Annotated in this window: 12 protein-coding genes; all 12 read left to right on the forward strand. The window is 54.4% G+C overall.

The window, feature by feature from the left end:
• Positions 1–9 precede the first annotated feature (9 nt).
• The 12 genes from FGS84_RS26540 (at position 10) to dxs (ending at position 14,897) form a co-directional block, all read left to right on the forward strand.
• Positions 10–867 (forward strand): SpoIIIAH-like family protein, encoded by an 858-nt coding sequence (locus tag FGS84_RS26540; RefSeq protein ID WP_138311230.1) that lies wholly within the window; start codon positions 10–12, stop codon positions 865–867.
• Positions 868–1,047: 180 nt separating this feature from the next.
• Entirely contained in the window at positions 1,048–2,499 is a 1,452-nt protein-coding gene (locus tag FGS84_RS26545) for an SWIM zinc finger family protein (protein ID WP_138311231.1), read from the forward strand.
• A 30-nt stretch (positions 2,500–2,529) separates the two neighbouring features.
• Positions 2,530–4,458, forward strand: a complete 1,929-nt coding sequence (locus FGS84_RS26550) for a hypothetical protein (RefSeq protein ID WP_138311232.1) — start codon at positions 2,530–2,532, stop codon at positions 4,456–4,458.
• A gap of 45 nt (positions 4,459–4,503) precedes the next feature.
• Positions 4,504–5,607, forward strand: a complete 1,104-nt coding sequence (locus tag FGS84_RS26555) for an AAA family ATPase (RefSeq protein ID WP_138311233.1) — start codon at positions 4,504–4,506, stop codon at positions 5,605–5,607.
• Positions 5,608–7,959, forward strand: a complete 2,352-nt coding sequence (locus tag FGS84_RS26560) for a DUF5682 family protein (RefSeq protein ID WP_138311234.1) — start codon at positions 5,608–5,610, stop codon at positions 7,957–7,959.
• A gap of 14 nt (positions 7,960–7,973) precedes the next feature.
• Entirely contained in the window at positions 7,974–9,185 is a 1,212-nt protein-coding gene (locus FGS84_RS26565; RefSeq protein ID WP_138311235.1) for a VWA domain-containing protein, read from the forward strand.
• A gap of 133 nt (positions 9,186–9,318) precedes the next feature.
• Positions 9,319–9,702: an Asp23/Gls24 family envelope stress response protein gene (locus FGS84_RS26570; protein WP_138311236.1), complete on the forward strand. Its 384-nt coding sequence runs from the start codon at positions 9,319–9,321 to the stop codon at positions 9,700–9,702.
• Positions 9,703–9,921: 219 nt separating this feature from the next.
• Positions 9,922–10,521 carry a transcription antitermination factor NusB gene (nusB, locus tag FGS84_RS26575; protein ID WP_138311237.1) on the forward strand — a complete coding sequence of 200 codons (600 nt, stop codon included), beginning with the start codon at positions 9,922–9,924 and terminating at the stop codon, positions 10,519–10,521.
• A 9-nt stretch (positions 10,522–10,530) separates the two neighbouring features.
• Complete coding sequence (gene xseA / locus FGS84_RS26580; protein WP_138311238.1) at positions 10,531–11,817, forward strand: exodeoxyribonuclease VII large subunit; 1,287 nt, start codon at positions 10,531–10,533, stop codon at positions 11,815–11,817.
• Between the two features lie 3 nt (positions 11,818–11,820).
• The gene (gene xseB / locus FGS84_RS26585) at positions 11,821–12,057 is read left to right on the forward strand and encodes an exodeoxyribonuclease VII small subunit (RefSeq protein WP_138311239.1); all 237 of its coding nucleotides are present in this window, start codon (positions 11,821–11,823) and stop codon (positions 12,055–12,057) included.
• Entirely contained in the window at positions 12,047–12,958 is a 912-nt protein-coding gene (locus tag FGS84_RS26590) for a polyprenyl synthetase family protein (protein ID WP_138311240.1), read from the forward strand. Before xseB ends, FGS84_RS26590 begins: the two co-directional genes overlap by 11 nt.
• A 19-nt stretch (positions 12,959–12,977) precedes the next feature.
• Entirely contained in the window at positions 12,978–14,897 is a 1,920-nt protein-coding gene (gene dxs, locus FGS84_RS26595) for a 1-deoxy-D-xylulose-5-phosphate synthase (protein ID WP_138311241.1), read from the forward strand.
• Positions 14,898–14,989 lie beyond the last annotated feature (92 nt).

Consider the following 14,989-nt stretch of genomic DNA (forward strand, 5'->3'; position numbering starts at 1 on the left):
GTGCAGGATATGAAAATCAAGAATATGAAACAGGTAAAAGAGCACATGAAAGACATGAACATGAAACGTCTCTTCCGCAGGAACCAAATTATCATCACAACACTGGCTGTTATGATTGCGGCAGCCGGATATCTGAACTATGCGGGAAAGAAGGATTTGGCAAGCGGCAACCGGGTGTATGAGGCAGGGGCCATGGACATTTCGGATGAAGATATCCTGGCGGAGAACCAGGCGGCTTCCTTAAACGGCCAGGCCGGACTGCAGGAGATTCCCAGTCTGGACCAGGACCCTTCTGACCTGGATGCGGTGAGCGATGCAGACGGCGCCCAGGCAGCGGCGGACACAGGAGCCGGCCAGGGACAGCTGGCCCAGGCCGGAGACGGCACAGGCGTGGAGGAGGCTACCCAGGCAGCTGACCCGGGGCAGATGGCAGCGGCGGATACGGACAGCTCTGCCCAGGCCGGATTGGAGAATCCAGGGGAAGCCGTACTTACCAGCGGTATGAACGTGGCTGATTACATAGCAAACGTACAGCTCAGCAGAGAGCAGGTGCGCGCCAAGAACAAAGAGACACTGATGAGCCTGATTAACAGTGACAGCATTGACGAAGCAGCCAAACAGCAGGCTATCCAGGACATGATTGACCTGACCGAGGTATCCGAGAAGGAAAATGCCGCAGAAACCCTCCTGATGGCAAAAGGTTTCTCGGACCCGGTTGTCAGCATTACCAAGGATAAGGTGGACGTGGTCATTAATGCGCCTTCCATCACAGACCCACAGCGTGCCCAGATTGAAGATATCGTGAAACGCAAGGCAGAGGTGGCAGCAGACCAGATTATTATTACATTGCTGAATATGGCAGAATAGGCAGGAATACAGGGAAAGCCGGGCTGCCGCTTTAACGGTCGGAAAACCGTAAAGGCGGCAGCCTTTTTGGCGCCTTTCCTTTCAAACTTCCCATTGCAACCCCTTATGAATTTCCGTATAATGGAATAAATGACCAATCATACAATTGTACCGCAGTTCCGGTACAGGATGGAGGATATTATGAGGGAAATCCCGGAACAGCAGATTGCCGCCATGGCTCCCAATGCCAATGCGGTCAGCAATGCAAGGAAAATCGTTAAAAGCGGAGGTTTTACAGAACATGCCAGGTCTGGGGATGACACCTTTTACATGGGTACCTGCAAGGGCAGCGGCAGTTCAGCCTACAGGGTGTCCCTGGATTTTGTGGACGGGGACGTGCCGGTGTGCCGCTGCAGCTGTCCCAGCAGGCAGTTTCCGTGTAAACACGGCCTGGCGCTTATGATGGAGCTGTCGCAGGGCCGCCATTGGGATATCTGCAGCATTCCCCAGGACATATTGGATAAGAGGGCGAAGAAGGACGCCAGGGCAGGAAAAAAGGAAGAACAGGGAGATAAGCCCAAGGCCCCTAAGAAGACGAATCAGGCGGCCAGGACAAAGAAGCTTAAGAAACAGCTGGAGGGCCTGGACCTGGCCGAGAAGGTGGTGAGGGAGTTAATGGAGGCCGGCCTGGGGACCCTGAACGGAACGTCGGTGAAGGTCTACCGGGACCTGGCAAAGCAGCTGGGGGATTATTATCTTCCCGGTCCCCAAAGGCTGGTGCAGTCCCTGGTGCTGGAGGTGGAACGGCTTAAGGAGGATGGAACCGGGGATTACGGTGAGGCCGTAAGAATTCTTGTATTCCTCCGTGCCCTGATAAAGAAGTCAAGGGTCTATCTGACGGAAAAACTGGAGCAGGGACAGGTGGAGGACGACAACAGCATCCTCTATGAGGAGCTGGGCGGAATCTGGAACCTGGAACGGCTGATGGAGCTGGGGCTTAAAAAGGAAAACGGACGGCTGCTCCAGCTGTCCTTCGGCGTCAGCTATGACGGGGCCAGAAGAGAATGGGTGGACAAGGGCTGGTGGCTGGATTTGGACAGCGGTGAGATTGATATTACCTATAATTACCGTCCTGTGAAGGCGCTTAAGTATGTAAAAGAAGAGGACTCCGTGATGGAGGCAGTGAGGGTGCCCATGCTGGTCTATTATCCCGGTGAGAACGGACGCAGGATACGTTTTGAGGGCCGGGAATTCCTGCCGGTGACCGGTGAACTGCTGGCAGAAGCCCGGGATAAGGCCTCTGCTTCCCTTCCGGAACTGGTGAAGGCGGCAAAGAATGACCTTAAGAACACGTTGTCGGACGGCCGGTTTGGATGCCTGGTATTCTACGACGGACTGGGAACAGCCGTAGCAGAAGGCGAGGAGGGCCAGCAGCGGGAATACATACTGCACTGCGGCGGCAGCACCATAGAACTGAGGGACCGGCCAGGGGACATGCCGTCTGTCAGACGTCTGGATATCCTGCCGGACAGGCGGATGGCAGAGCATCAGGTGATGTTCGGAGTCCTATGGTATGACAGGAAAAGACATAAGATTTGTCTGCATCCCTACTCAATCATCACGGAAAAAGAGGTGGTCCGCCTGCTCTATTGATGGACAGACGGAGGAAAGGAAGGAATTACCATGGAATTGCAGGGATTATATGAACTCCATCAGCGCCTGGAAGCAGCGGCAGTGGCCGGAGTGAACCTGATTGGAGATGATTTCCGGCTTAAAAGGGCGGTGGAGCAGATTCGTCCCCTGGCCCAGGCAGTGCCGGTTATAAATAAATTGTATACAATGGCGGAAAAGGCCATGGCCCCGGACTGTGAGGACCGTCCGGGCTGTCTGCTGGATGCGCTGGCCCTGTCAGAAGCCCTTTTGTGTACCCAGGCCGGATATGAGACAGGATATAAAACAGAACAGAACAGCGGCGGGCCGGAGTCTGGGCCGGGGTACCGTCCGCTGGAGCTGATATCCCGCTGCTACGGTCCCTGCCTGCCCTACAGCCAGGTCCATCCCCTGGAGCAGGCCCTGACTGAGTCAGGAGGCGGGCGTCTGGTCCCCATCACCGAGGCCATGGAGGAGCATCCCCAGGTCTTTGATGATTACCGCCTGCAGGCAGCCGTCATAACAGCTCTCTCAGACCGGTATGCTGATATTGCAGATGAAGCTGAAGCATTTCTGTCTAAGATGGACAGACAGATTGTGCCCCTTTTAAAGCGGGGGTACTGGGAAACCACGGATAATGGGAGGCTGCACCGGCTCAGGGTCATAGAGGCCATATGCCGTGAAGAAGAAAATGAATTTTATAAAGGGCTTCTCCAACGGGCCAAAAAGGAACTGCGGGCAGAGGCCATCCATGCCTTCAGATTTGACACGGAAAATACCAGCATTTTGCTGGACCTGGCCCGGACCGAAAAGGGAATGTGCCTGGAAATGACGGAGCAGGTGCTGGGCATGATGGACCCGGAACAGACAGACCCATACTGGGAGGAACAGTTTAAGACAAGAAAAAAGGGAATCGCAGGCTATCTCTGTTTTTCCAAATCAGACCTGGTTTCAGACAGGCTGGCCGGAATAATGGAAGAAACCTTAAGGCAGAAGGATACTCTGGCCAAAAAGGAATTTGCCGGGCTTATGAACGAGCTTCTCATGGCCCTGCCGGGCAAGGGCTCACCGGCCATACAGGAATTATATCGCAGGGCAGCCGGAAAGAACCCGTCCAACCAGGAGTTTTGGTCCGGATTTCCCGCCATGCTGGCGGATTCGATTATCTACAGCCAGGATGAACGGCTGATTTCCCTGGCAGGGGAACTGGCCAATGAACAGGCGGGAACATGGCTGGGACCGGCCCTTGCAGCTGATTTCCTGACAAAGCCCGCGGCCCTTGTGTATGAATCCTGCTGCCGGAAGATTCCCAGGAATTCCCTTCTGGGAAAAGAGGAGAAACGCAAGGCCAGGAGGGCCGTACTGTCTGTGCTGGGCCGGATTCACTGCATAGAGGAAAACGGGGCCTGTGAAATCATCTGCCGCATAGAAGAAAAGGCGGGGGCAGGGACAGCCCACCGGATTGGGCGCAGGCTTTACGAAAAACCGGATTCCCGCTGGACAGACCTGCTGATGGATGCCAGGATATTCGGGAATGAGACAGCCATGGGACTGGATGCAGCCGGCAGGCAATGTGAAACGGACCGGGATAAGATTCTGTTTTCTATGCTGCCGGCCAGGGAACGGGCAGAGAAGGGCTCCTATTTTTATAAGAGGGCGCTTACGGTGACGGATAACCGGGGGCTTTACCACATTCTGGTACAGTGCGGCTGGAAGGATTTTAAAGGTCTTATAAGCGCCTATGTAAAAAAGAATCCAAATGCAGGCATAACGCTGTGGGCCATACAGCGCCGGATGAGTGAGCTGCCCATGACAGAGGAGGAACGGCAGATGGAAATCCGTGAGATTGACCGTATTATGTGCAGCTTTCCAAAGGGCAGCTCTGAGAGAAGAAGCTGGGACGCCAATGATTACTGCAGGAACGCCATCAACCAGGCTGCCGGACTTACCGGGCAGGGCTGACGGCCATGTGTTTTTGGGAAAATAAAGTGAGACTTGGAGGATATCATGGGAAAAACAACAGGAAAAGAAGAGAATGTGCAGCGTCTGCCTGCGGAACAGCTTTACCAGGAGGAGATTGACGCGCTGATTGCAGCGGAGCAGAACCCGGTTCCTGCGGGCTGGAGAATGAGTCCGCGCTCCGTACTCACCTATATAACGGGAGGAAACGCGGGTGGAAAAGAAATTACTCCCAAATATATTGGAAACCGCAGGCTGGTGGAAATCGCCATTGCCACCCTGGTGACAGACAGGGCCCTGCTCCTGATTGGAGAGCCGGGAACTGCAAAGTCCTGGCTCTCCGAGCACCTGACGGCCGCCATCAACGGGGATTCCACCAAGGTGGTGCAGGGAACGGCAGGCACCACGGAGGAACATATACGCTATTCCTGGAATTATGCAATGCTCATAGCCCAGGGCCCTTCCAGGGAGGCCATGATTAAAAGCCCGGTATACCGGGCCATGGAGACAGGCAGCATTGCCCGCTTTGAGGAGATATCCAGGTGTGCCAGCGAGGTCCAGGACGCCCTGATTTCCATTTTATCGGAGAAACGCATCTCCATACCTGAGCTGGCCTTTGAACTGCCTGCCCGGAAAGGCTTTTCCGTCATTGCCACAGCCAATACAAGGGACAAGGGAGTCAACGAGATGTCCGCTGCCCTGAAGCGGAGGTTCAACATTGTCATCCTGCCGCCGCCGCCGGATATTTCCACTGAGATGGAAATTGTGCAGTCAAGGGTGGAGCAGCTGGCCGGAAGCCTGGAGCTGGGGGCCAGGATTCCCCATGCCGAGGTGGTGGAAAAGGTGTGCACCATTTTCAGGGAGCTGCGGGGCGGCATGACACTGGACGGCAGGCAGAAGGTAAAGCCGTCCTCAGGCGTGCTGTCCACCGCCGAGGCTATTTCACTTCTGGCAGGCAGCATGGCCCTGGCAGGCAGCTTTGGAAACGGGGAAATAACGGATTACGACCTGGCGGCGGCTTTGCAGGGCGCTGTGGTCAAGGATGAGGATAAGGACGGACTGGCGTGGAAGGAATACCTGGAAAATGTCATGAAGAAACGCGGGAGCCGGTGGCTTGGACTTTATAAAGAGTGTAAGGAGTTGAACCAATAGATGGGACATCCATATTGTTTTGGTATCCGCCACCTGTCGCCGGCCGGCGCATATCATCTGAGAAGCTTTCTGGATGAAAAGCAGCCGGACCTGATTCTGGTGGAAGGTCCTTCCGATTTTAACGGTCTGATGGATGACATGGTGAGGGAAGAGACAAAGCCGCCCTTTGCGGTTATGGCCTTTACAAAAGACCCGCCGGTGCGCACAATACTGTATCCCTTTGCAGAGTACTCCCCGGAATATCAGGCCATTGTCTGGGCCAGGGAGCACGGGGCGGAGTGCCGGTTCATGGACCTGCCCTCGGATGTATTTCTGGGAATCCAGCGGACCAGGGAGGAAGAATTTAATAAGAAATTTGAGCCGGGCCAAAATGAGCAGCCGGGCCAGGATGAACAGCCGTGCCAAAATGAGCAGCCGGTCCAGGATGCGCAGCGCACCCCGCCGGGTTCTGCTTCCGAGCATGTGTACCGGCTTTTGGACCGGTTCAGCGGGGAGGACAGTCATGAGACTTTCTGGGAACGGGTTATGGAGCACTCCGAAAATCATGATGCATACCGGGACGGAGCGGAAACCTTTGGGCGGCAGCTGCGGGAGCTGACAGCGGGCAGCGACAGCGACTGGCCTGAGACACTGGTCCGGGAAGCATATATGAGAAGGAAGATGGAGGATGCTGTAAAGGAAGGATTCCGGGCAGAACGAATCGTGGCAGTGACAGGCGCTTATCATGTGGCAGGTCTGACCGGAGAGGAACCATCCATGACAGATAAGGAGATGGGCCTGCTGCCATCGGTGCCCTGCAATGTCACGCTGATGCCCTATTCCTATTACCGCCTGTCCTCCCGTTCCGGCTATGGGGCGGGCAATGAGGCGCCTGCCTACTACGGAATGCTCTGGCAGGCACTGCAGGAAGGCGGCAGGGATATGGGGACTTACCCTTATCTCACAGCCATATCCGCTTACCAGAGGCAGCATGGTTTTCCTGTGTCCTCCGCTGAGGTGATTGAGGCTGTGGAGCTGGCGCGCTCCCTGGCGAATCTGCACGGGTACAGGGTGCCCTCCCTGCGGGATTTGCGGGACGCCGCAGTAACTGCCATGGGGCACGGCAGTTTGTCGGAACTGGCGCTGGCCGTGGCGGATACGGAGATTGGCGCGGCTGTGGGGGAGCTTCCGCAGGGCGTCAGCCGGACCTGCCTGCAGGATGATTTTTACAGGCAGCTCAGGGAACTGAAACTGGAAAAATATAAGTCGGAGACAGCGTTCACACTGTCCCTGGATTTACGGGAAAAACTGAGTGTGAAATCAGAGGCAGCTGCCTACAGAGAGCTGCACCAGTCATTTTTCCTGCACCGCCTGCGGGTGCTGGGAGTCCATTTTGCAGTCCTGAGAAAGGAACGGCAGGAAACCGCCACCTGGGCTGAGAGCTGGGATATCCGGTGGACTCCGGAAGTGGAAATAGAGCTGGTGGAGGCTGCCCTGAAAGGTGATACAGTGGCTGCCGCAGCATCCTTTGTCATGAAGGAGCAGGCCATGCAGGCGGAGCAGATTGGAGAGGCGGCTGGTATCATTGAGGCCGCATGCTGCTGCGGGATACCGGAGATGGTCACCTATGCCACGGATATCCTGCAGGGACTGTCGGTGGAGGCAGCTGGCTTTCTGGAGCTGGCAAAGACAGCGGAGAGTATTTCCACGGTTGTGCGGTTCGGGAATATACGGCATCTGGACAGCGCTCCCCTTCTGCCTGTCCTGAATCAGATGTTCCTACGGGCCTGCCTGGTGTTCCTCAATTCCTGCGGCTGCGACAGCCAGGCGGAAAAGGGTGTTATGGAAGCCATTGAACGGGTCAACAGTCTGTGTATTCACCATGATTTCCTGGATGAGGAGCGGTTTATCCGTCTGCTGGCGGAGGCTGCATCCAGGGATGACCTGAACACAGGCATATCCGGTTTTGCTGCCGCTGTGTTACTGGAACGGGGACGGATGGAGGAAGAGGAATTAAGCCGTGAGGTCCACCGCCGCCTCTCGAAAGGAATTCCGGCGGAACTGGGAGCCGGATGGTTTGCAGGACTGTCAAAGAAGAACCGGTATGCGCTCATTGCCAGGCTGGATTTGTGGCGGGAGCTGAGCGCCTATATGGATACGCTGGATGACGGGGAGTTTAAACGGGCCTTGGTGTTCCTGCGGCGGGCTTTTGCTGATTTCAGTTCCAGGGAAAAGCTGGATGTGGCTGAGAACCTGGGCGAGATATGGCAGGTGAACACGGCCCAGGCGGGAGAGGTGCTGAACGGACCGTTAAAGGACGGGGAAATGGAGCTGCTGGACAGTCTGGAGGGGTTTGATTTTGACGATATATAGGATGGGTGAAAAATATGGAGCTTGAAACCAGAATGAAACGATGGCGCCTGATACTGGGTGAGGAAAGCAGTCCCCAGTTTGAAAAAATGGGCGGTGGGGAGCTGACAGGTGAGCAGCTTTTAATGGACCAGGCCCTTGCGTCCATCTATAATCAGACGGACTCCGGTGGATTTGGAAACGGGACAGGAAAAAACGCGCCGGGAGGCAGGGGAGCCGGAAAGGGTCCGTCCGCCCCGGTGCTGTCCAGGTGGCTGGGGGATGTCAGGTCCCTGTTTGACAAGGAACTGGTAACCATCATCCAGTCCGATGCAATGGAACGGTGCGGTCTAAAACAGCTGCTGTTTGAACCTGAGCTGCTGGAGAATCTGGAGCCGGATATGAACCTGGCTTCCATGATGCTGGCTTTAAAAGACCAGATACCGGTGCGGTCCAAGGACCAGGTGAGGCTGTTCATTGCCAGAATCGTGGAGGAAATCAATAAGCTGCTGGCTGACGATATCCGCAGGGCAGTGACGGCCGCCGTGGACAGGAGGCGGCATTCTCCCATACCATCGGCAGCTGCCCTGGATTATAAGGCTACTATACGCAGAAATCTAAAGAACTATAATCCCGAGCTAAAGAGGCTGGTGCCGGAGCATTTTTATTTTTATGACAGGACCACGTCCAATGCGGCCAATAAATATACGGTTATTCTGGATGTGGACCAGAGCGGCTCCATGGGGGAATCGGTTATCTATTCCTCTGTCATCAGCTGTATCCTGGCCAGCATTGCATCGGTGAAGACCAGAATCGTGGCCTTTGATACAAAGGTTACGGACCTGACGGAGAAATGTGAGGACCCCGTGGACCTGCTGTTCGGGTTCCAGCTGGGCGGCGGTACGGACATTGAGAAATCCGTGGCCTATTGCCAGCAATTCATGGAAAATCCGGGAAAGACACTGTTTTTTCTCGTCAGCGACCTGATGGAAGGCGGAAACCGGGCCGGACTTCTCAGGCGTATCCTGGAAATGAAGGAATCCGGGGTAACCGTGGTCTGTCTTCTGGCCATTGCGGACGGCGGAAAGCCTTACTACGACGAGCAGATTGCGGGCAGGATTGCATCTATGGATGTGCCCTGCTTTGCCTGCAATCCCCAGAAAATGCCGGAGCTTTTGGAACGGGCCCTTAAGGGACAGGACCTGAACGCATTCCAGAAGGAACTGTCACGGACAGCCAATGCATTCTGAACGGGCTTTCAGCCGGTTAAAGGCTCTGTCAGAGCTGGTATCATTGAGAAAGGGCGTTAAAATTAATCCTATACATATCCTCCCGGATTTGTTATAATACTAATAATTAAGTCTTGACAGGAGGTAAGTTGTGATGTCTGAGGAAAATCGCAGTACCCATAAATTATACGAAAAAGAAAAGATAGGCGAAGTACAGATTGCAGACGAGGTAGTGGCCATTATTGCAGGTCTGGCTGCCACAGAGGTGGAGGGCGTGGATTCCATGGCCGGAAACATCACCAATGAGCTGGTGGGCAAGCTGGGCATGAAGAACCTGAGCAAGGGAGTCAAGGTGGATGTGACCGAGGAGCATGTGTCGGTAGACCTGTCCCTTAATATCCGCTACGGATACAACATCCCGGCCGTAAGCGAGCAGGTTCAGGAAAAGGTAAGCACGGCCATTGAGAACATGACAGGGCTGACCGTGCTGGACGTGAATGTAAAGATTGCCGGAGTCAATATGGACGAAGGCAGATAAAACCATGGTTTAATATAATATCTGTAAACACTCCCCGGAGCGTTGCCTGGGGAGTGTTTTATACATTTTTTATTGTTTTTATGCACTGGGTTTGCTATAATATCTAGAGCAGCTTCATCCCCGGGTTATTTAGGACACGCCCTGACAAGGGAGGAAGCGGACATCACGAAGAAAGGAAAATGTACGGAAAGCCGTTGCTTTTTGGTACAAGCAGAGAAAATGACCAGAAGAGAATTGCGGGAGCATTGTTTTAAGATGCTGTTCTCGGCTGACTTCTACCCGACACAGGAAGAGGCCATAGCCCAGCTGGGCCAGTATTTCCAGTCCCCGGAAGAAGACGATGTAGATGAGTCGGGTATTCTTCAGGTATTGCATAAAGTAGAATTAAAAGAGGCGGACAGTGAATATCTTCAGGCAAGAACAGCAAACATAATGGAGAAGATTCCTGAGATAGATGAGAAGCTGAACCAGGCGGCAGCCGGTTGGAAGACCAAGCGTATGGGAAAGGTGGAACTGACCATCCTGCGCCTGGCCCTGTATGAGATGATTTACGATGACGCCATTCCTGAGAAGGTATCCATCAACGAGGCAGTGGAGCTGGCTAAAAAGTTCGGCGGAAATGATTCACCGTCCTTTGTAAACGGAATATTGGCTAAGTTTGTAAGCAAGGGAACCAAGGCGGCCGGGGAGAACAGGGCGGCGGAGGAAACCCAGGACCTCCAGGCGTCCCAGGATGTCCAGGCATCCCAGGACACCAAGGCGCCCCAGGACTCCAAAGCGTCCCAGGGCCCCGCGGATAATAAGGAAAGCGAAGCGTAGGCAGGACGTATGGCAAGTGTTTACACCGTATCTCAGGTAACTGCATATATCAGGAACATGTTTACACAGGACTTTGCCCTGAACCGGATTTCCATCCGGGGAGAGGTGTCCAACTGTAAGTACCACACATCCGGCCATATCTATTTTACATTGAAGGACGGCGGCGCACAGATTGCCGCCGTCATGTTTGCAGGACAGAGGAAAGGGCTGGACTTTGAGCTTCAGGAAGGCCAGGAGGTCACGGTGTCAGGCACCGTGGATGTGTACGAGAGGGACGGAAGATACCAGCTTTATGCAAAGGAAATTACCAGGGAAGGAAAGGGCGACCTGTTCCGCCGGTTTGAAAAGCTGCGGAATGAACTGGAGGAGATGGGAATGTTCGACAGCTGCTACAAGCAGCCCATTCCCAGGTATGCCAGAAAGGTGGGAATCGTCACGGCCGGCACAGGAGCTGCCATCCGCGACATCATGAATATTTCCGCCAGAAGGAACCCCTATGTCCAGCTCATACTATACCCGGCCCTGGTCCAGGGGGAGCAGGCAAAGTACAGCATTGCAAAGGGCATTGAAACGCTGGACCGGATGGGGCTGGATGTCCTGATAGTGGGGAGAGGCGGAGGCTCCATTGAGGACCTCTGGGCATTTAATGAAGAAATGGTGGCCAGGGCCATCTTCAACTGTACCACCCCGATTATCTCAGCCGTAGGGCATGAGACAGACGTGACCATAGCGGATTATGTGGCGGATTTAAGGGCGCCTACGCCGTCAGCAGCAGCAGAGCTGGCCGTGTTTGATTACAGCCAGTTTACGGAGCAGGTGAATCTGTACAGGCAGGTGCTGGAACGCTCCATGGAGCGCAGGCTTGAAAAGGTGCATTTCCGGCTGGACCAGTGCGGTATGCGTTTGAAACTTCTAAGCCCGCAGCGCCAGCTCAATGACAGGCGCCAGCGTCTGGCGGATATGGAGAGCCGTCTGGGGCGGATGATGGAGGAACAGCTGGGAGATGCCCGGCTCACGCTGGAGGACAGGAAACGGCGTCTTGAGGCGCGGATGGCTGCCGGACTTACAGAGGGAAAGCACAGGCTGGCACTGCTGTCCGGAAGGCTGGACGGATTGTCGCCTCTTAAAAAGTTAGGGGGCGGGTATGGCTTTGTGACAGATGCAAAAGGCAGGGCATTCACCTCCATTGCACAGGCAGGGACAGGCGATACCATACGCATAAGCGTGAAGGACGGACGTGTGGATGCCCTGGTCACGAACACAGAATCCATGAAATTACCGGGAAGTGAGGGATAGAGGATGCCGCGTAAGAAGACGGATACACAGGAAAAGGAAGAGAATAAAGCCAGCATTGAGGAGAATTTCGCCCAGCTGGAAGATATTATAAAGAAACTGGAAGCCGGGGACAGTACGCTGGAGGAATCATTCACCTGCTATGAAGCGGGGATGAAGCTGGTGAAATCCCTGAGCGGTCAGATAGACAACGTAGAAAAACAGATTCTAATATTGAGTGAGGGTGACGAAAATGAGCGATAAGGAAACATTTAAACAGGAACTTGATGCGCGTACAGCAGAAATTGAGCAGTTAATTGGAACTTATCTTCCGGAGGAAACAGGCCATCAGAAGACAATTTTCGAGGCCATGAACTACAGCATGAAGGCAGGCGGAAAACGCCTCCGCCCCATGCTCATGCAGGAGATGTGCCGGCTTTTTACAGGCACCCTTTTGGAATCCGTGATACCCTTTATGGCGGCAGTGGAGATGATACACACATCCTCCCTGGTGCACGACGACCTTCCCTGTATGGATGATGACATGATGCGCCGGGGCAAGGCCAGCACATGGGCTGAGTTCGGCGAGGACATCGGTGTGCTTACCGGGGATGCGCTTATGATGTATGCCTTTGAGACAGCTGCCAATGCCTTTGAGACAAGCATTGACCCGGACGAACTGTCCAGGATTGGACGGGCCGTGGGCATTCTTGCCCGCAAGACCGGGGTTTACGGCATGATAGGAGGCCAGACCGTGGATGTGGAGCTGGCCGGAGGTCCTATACCCGAGAACAAGCTGGATTTCATCTACCGTCTGAAGACAGGAGCGCTTATTGAGGCTTCTATGCTGATTGGCGCTGTTCTGGGCGGAGCTGCCGAGGAGGACTGCAAGATAGTGGAATCCCTTGCAGCCAAAATCGGAATGGCATTCCAGATTCAGGACGATATCCTGGATGTGACGGGAAGCCAGGATGTGACCGGCAAACCTTCAGGAAGCGATGAAAAGAATAAGAAGACCACCTATGTAACCCTGGCAGGCCTGGAGAAGGCCAAGAAGGATGTGGAGCAGATTTCTGCGGAAGCCATCGAGGAGCTGAACAAGCTGCCGGGAAACAATGACTTCCTGGAGCAGTTAATCCGCTCATTGGTGGGCCGTCAGAAGTAAGACTGGAGATACCGTTATTATGATACTGGAACAAATTAGTGGGCCGGAGGAGCTGAAAGCCCTCCCGCCCGAGGATTTAAAGATACTGGCCCAGGAGATACGGACCTTCCTGATTGAAAAAATCAGCCATACCGGAGGACATCTGGCCTCCAATCTGGGCGTGGTGGAACTGACCATCGCCCTTTTTAAGACCTTAAACCTTCCTGAGGACAAGGTTATCTGGGATGTGGGGCACCAGTCCTATACCCATAAGATATTAAGCGGGCGCATGGCTGAATTTGATGAGCTCCGTCAGTACGGCGGTCTCAGCGGATTTCCCAAGCGCAAGGAGAGTCCTTATGATTCCTTTGATACAGGCCACAGCTCCACCTCCATATCCGCAGGACTGGGCATTGCCCTGGGACGGGATATCAGGGGTGAGAACTACCGAGTGGTGTCTGTGATTGGAGACGGGGCCCTTACCGGAGGCATGGCCTATGAGGCCCTGAACAATGCCGCCCGGATGAAGAAGAACTTTATCATTGTGCTGAATGACAATAAGATGTCCATCTCGGAAAATGTAGGGGGCATGTCCCGCTACTTAAACGGCCTGCGTACAGGCAGCGGCTACAACGACCTGAAAAAGAGCGTGGCAGATGCCCTGGACCGGATTCCGGTGGTGGGCACTGCCATGATAGACAAAATCAAACGCACCAAAAACAGTATAAAGCAGCTGTTTATACCAGGCATGCTGTTTGAAAATATGGGAATCACCTATCTGGGACCAGTGGACGGCCATAATATCCAGGCCCTCTGCAAGGTGCTGAGGGAGGCCCAGAAGCTGGACCACGCAGTCCTGGTTCATGTGATGACAAAAAAGGGAAAGGGATACCGCCCGGCAGAGAAGAATCCGTCCTATTTTCATGGGGTGGGACCCTTTGACGTGGAAACGGGCAAATCCCTGTCAGCCCAGAAGAATCCATCCTATACGGATGTGTTCTCCAGAAAGCTATGCCAGCTGGGGGAGGAGCATCCGGATTTGGTGGCGGTCACGGCCGCCATGCCTGACGGTACGGGGCTGGCTGCCTTTGGAAAGAAATACCCGGACCGCTTTTTTGATGTGGGAATCGCGGAAGCCCATGCAGTCACATCCGCAGCCGGTATGGCAGCAGCCGGGCTCAGGCCGGTGGTGGCGGTCTATTCCTCCTTCCTTCAGAGGGCCTATGACCAGGTCCTCCACGATGTCTGTATCCAGAACCTGCCGGTGCTCTTTGCAGTGGACCGGGCAGGGCTTGTGGGAAGCGACGGGGAGACCCATCAGGGAATCTTTGATTATTCCTTCCTGACCTCCATACCCAATATGAGCGTCATGGCCCCCAAGAACCTGTGGGAGCTGCGGGCCATGCTGGACTTTGCCATGGATTACAACAGTCCACTGGCTATCCGTTATCCGAGAGGCGAGGCATACCGCGGACTGAAGGAGTTTAGGCAGCCTGTTTCGTATGGTGCGGGTGAAATGCTTTACGAGGAAGGGGACATTGCTCTCCTTGCAGTGGGAAGCATGGTCAGCACGGGGGAGCATGTACGGGAGAAGCTGAAAGCAGAAGGATACAGATGCAGCCTTGCCAACGGCAGGTTTGTGAAGCCCTTTGACAGGAAAATGGTTTCACGTCTGGCTGAGAGGCACCGTCTGATTGTCACCATGGAGGAAAATGTGCTCCAGGGCGGATACGGCCTGGCTGTCACTGCGTTTATACATGAAAACTATCCGGATGTAAAGGTACTTAATATTGCCATTCCTGACGCATATGTGGAGCACGGCAATGTATCCATATTAAGAGAAGGCCTGGGAATCGACAGCGATTCCATTATACGGACCATGAAGGCCAGCGGCTATATAGGGCCGGCCGCACAGGAATCCCCGGAAGTCTGCCCGGTTCCGGACAAAAACCAAGCTTGAACATATGTATCCGGGCGGATAGCTGCCGGACAATGTACGGCGGAAAAGCCTTTGACAGGTATCAGATAACACAGGCGGCATTGCCCCCTTAA

It is taken from the genome of Clostridium sp. 1001271st1 H5 (assembly GCF_005845215.1).
Taxonomy (GTDB): domain Bacteria; phylum Bacillota; class Clostridia; order Lachnospirales; family Lachnospiraceae; genus Enterocloster.

What these genes read in the sequence shown, in the direction of transcription:
- FGS84_RS26540 (WP_138311230.1), top strand. Translation starts at nt 10, where the DNA reads ATGAAAATCAAGAATATGAAACAGGTAAAAGAGCACATGAAAGACATG.
- FGS84_RS26545 (WP_138311231.1), top strand. Translation starts at nt 1,048, where the DNA reads ATGAGGGAAATCCCGGAACAGCAGATTGCCGCCATGGCTCCCAATGCC.
- FGS84_RS26550 (WP_138311232.1), top strand. Translation starts at nt 2,530, where the DNA reads ATGGAATTGCAGGGATTATATGAACTCCATCAGCGCCTGGAAGCAGCG.
- FGS84_RS26555 (WP_138311233.1), top strand. Translation starts at nt 4,504, where the DNA reads ATGGGAAAAACAACAGGAAAAGAAGAGAATGTGCAGCGTCTGCCTGCG.
- FGS84_RS26560 (WP_138311234.1), top strand. Translation starts at nt 5,608, where the DNA reads ATGGGACATCCATATTGTTTTGGTATCCGCCACCTGTCGCCGGCCGGC.
- FGS84_RS26565 (WP_138311235.1), top strand. Translation starts at nt 7,974, where the DNA reads ATGGAGCTTGAAACCAGAATGAAACGATGGCGCCTGATACTGGGTGAG.
- FGS84_RS26570 (WP_138311236.1), top strand. Translation starts at nt 9,319, where the DNA reads ATGTCTGAGGAAAATCGCAGTACCCATAAATTATACGAAAAAGAAAAG.
- nusB (WP_138311237.1), top strand. Translation starts at nt 9,922, where the DNA reads ATGACCAGAAGAGAATTGCGGGAGCATTGTTTTAAGATGCTGTTCTCG.
- xseA (WP_138311238.1), top strand. Translation starts at nt 10,531, where the DNA reads ATGGCAAGTGTTTACACCGTATCTCAGGTAACTGCATATATCAGGAAC.
- xseB (WP_138311239.1), top strand. Translation starts at nt 11,821, where the DNA reads ATGCCGCGTAAGAAGACGGATACACAGGAAAAGGAAGAGAATAAAGCC.
- FGS84_RS26590 (WP_138311240.1), top strand. Translation starts at nt 12,047, where the DNA reads ATGAGCGATAAGGAAACATTTAAACAGGAACTTGATGCGCGTACAGCA.
- dxs (WP_138311241.1), top strand. Translation starts at nt 12,978, where the DNA reads ATGATACTGGAACAAATTAGTGGGCCGGAGGAGCTGAAAGCCCTCCCG.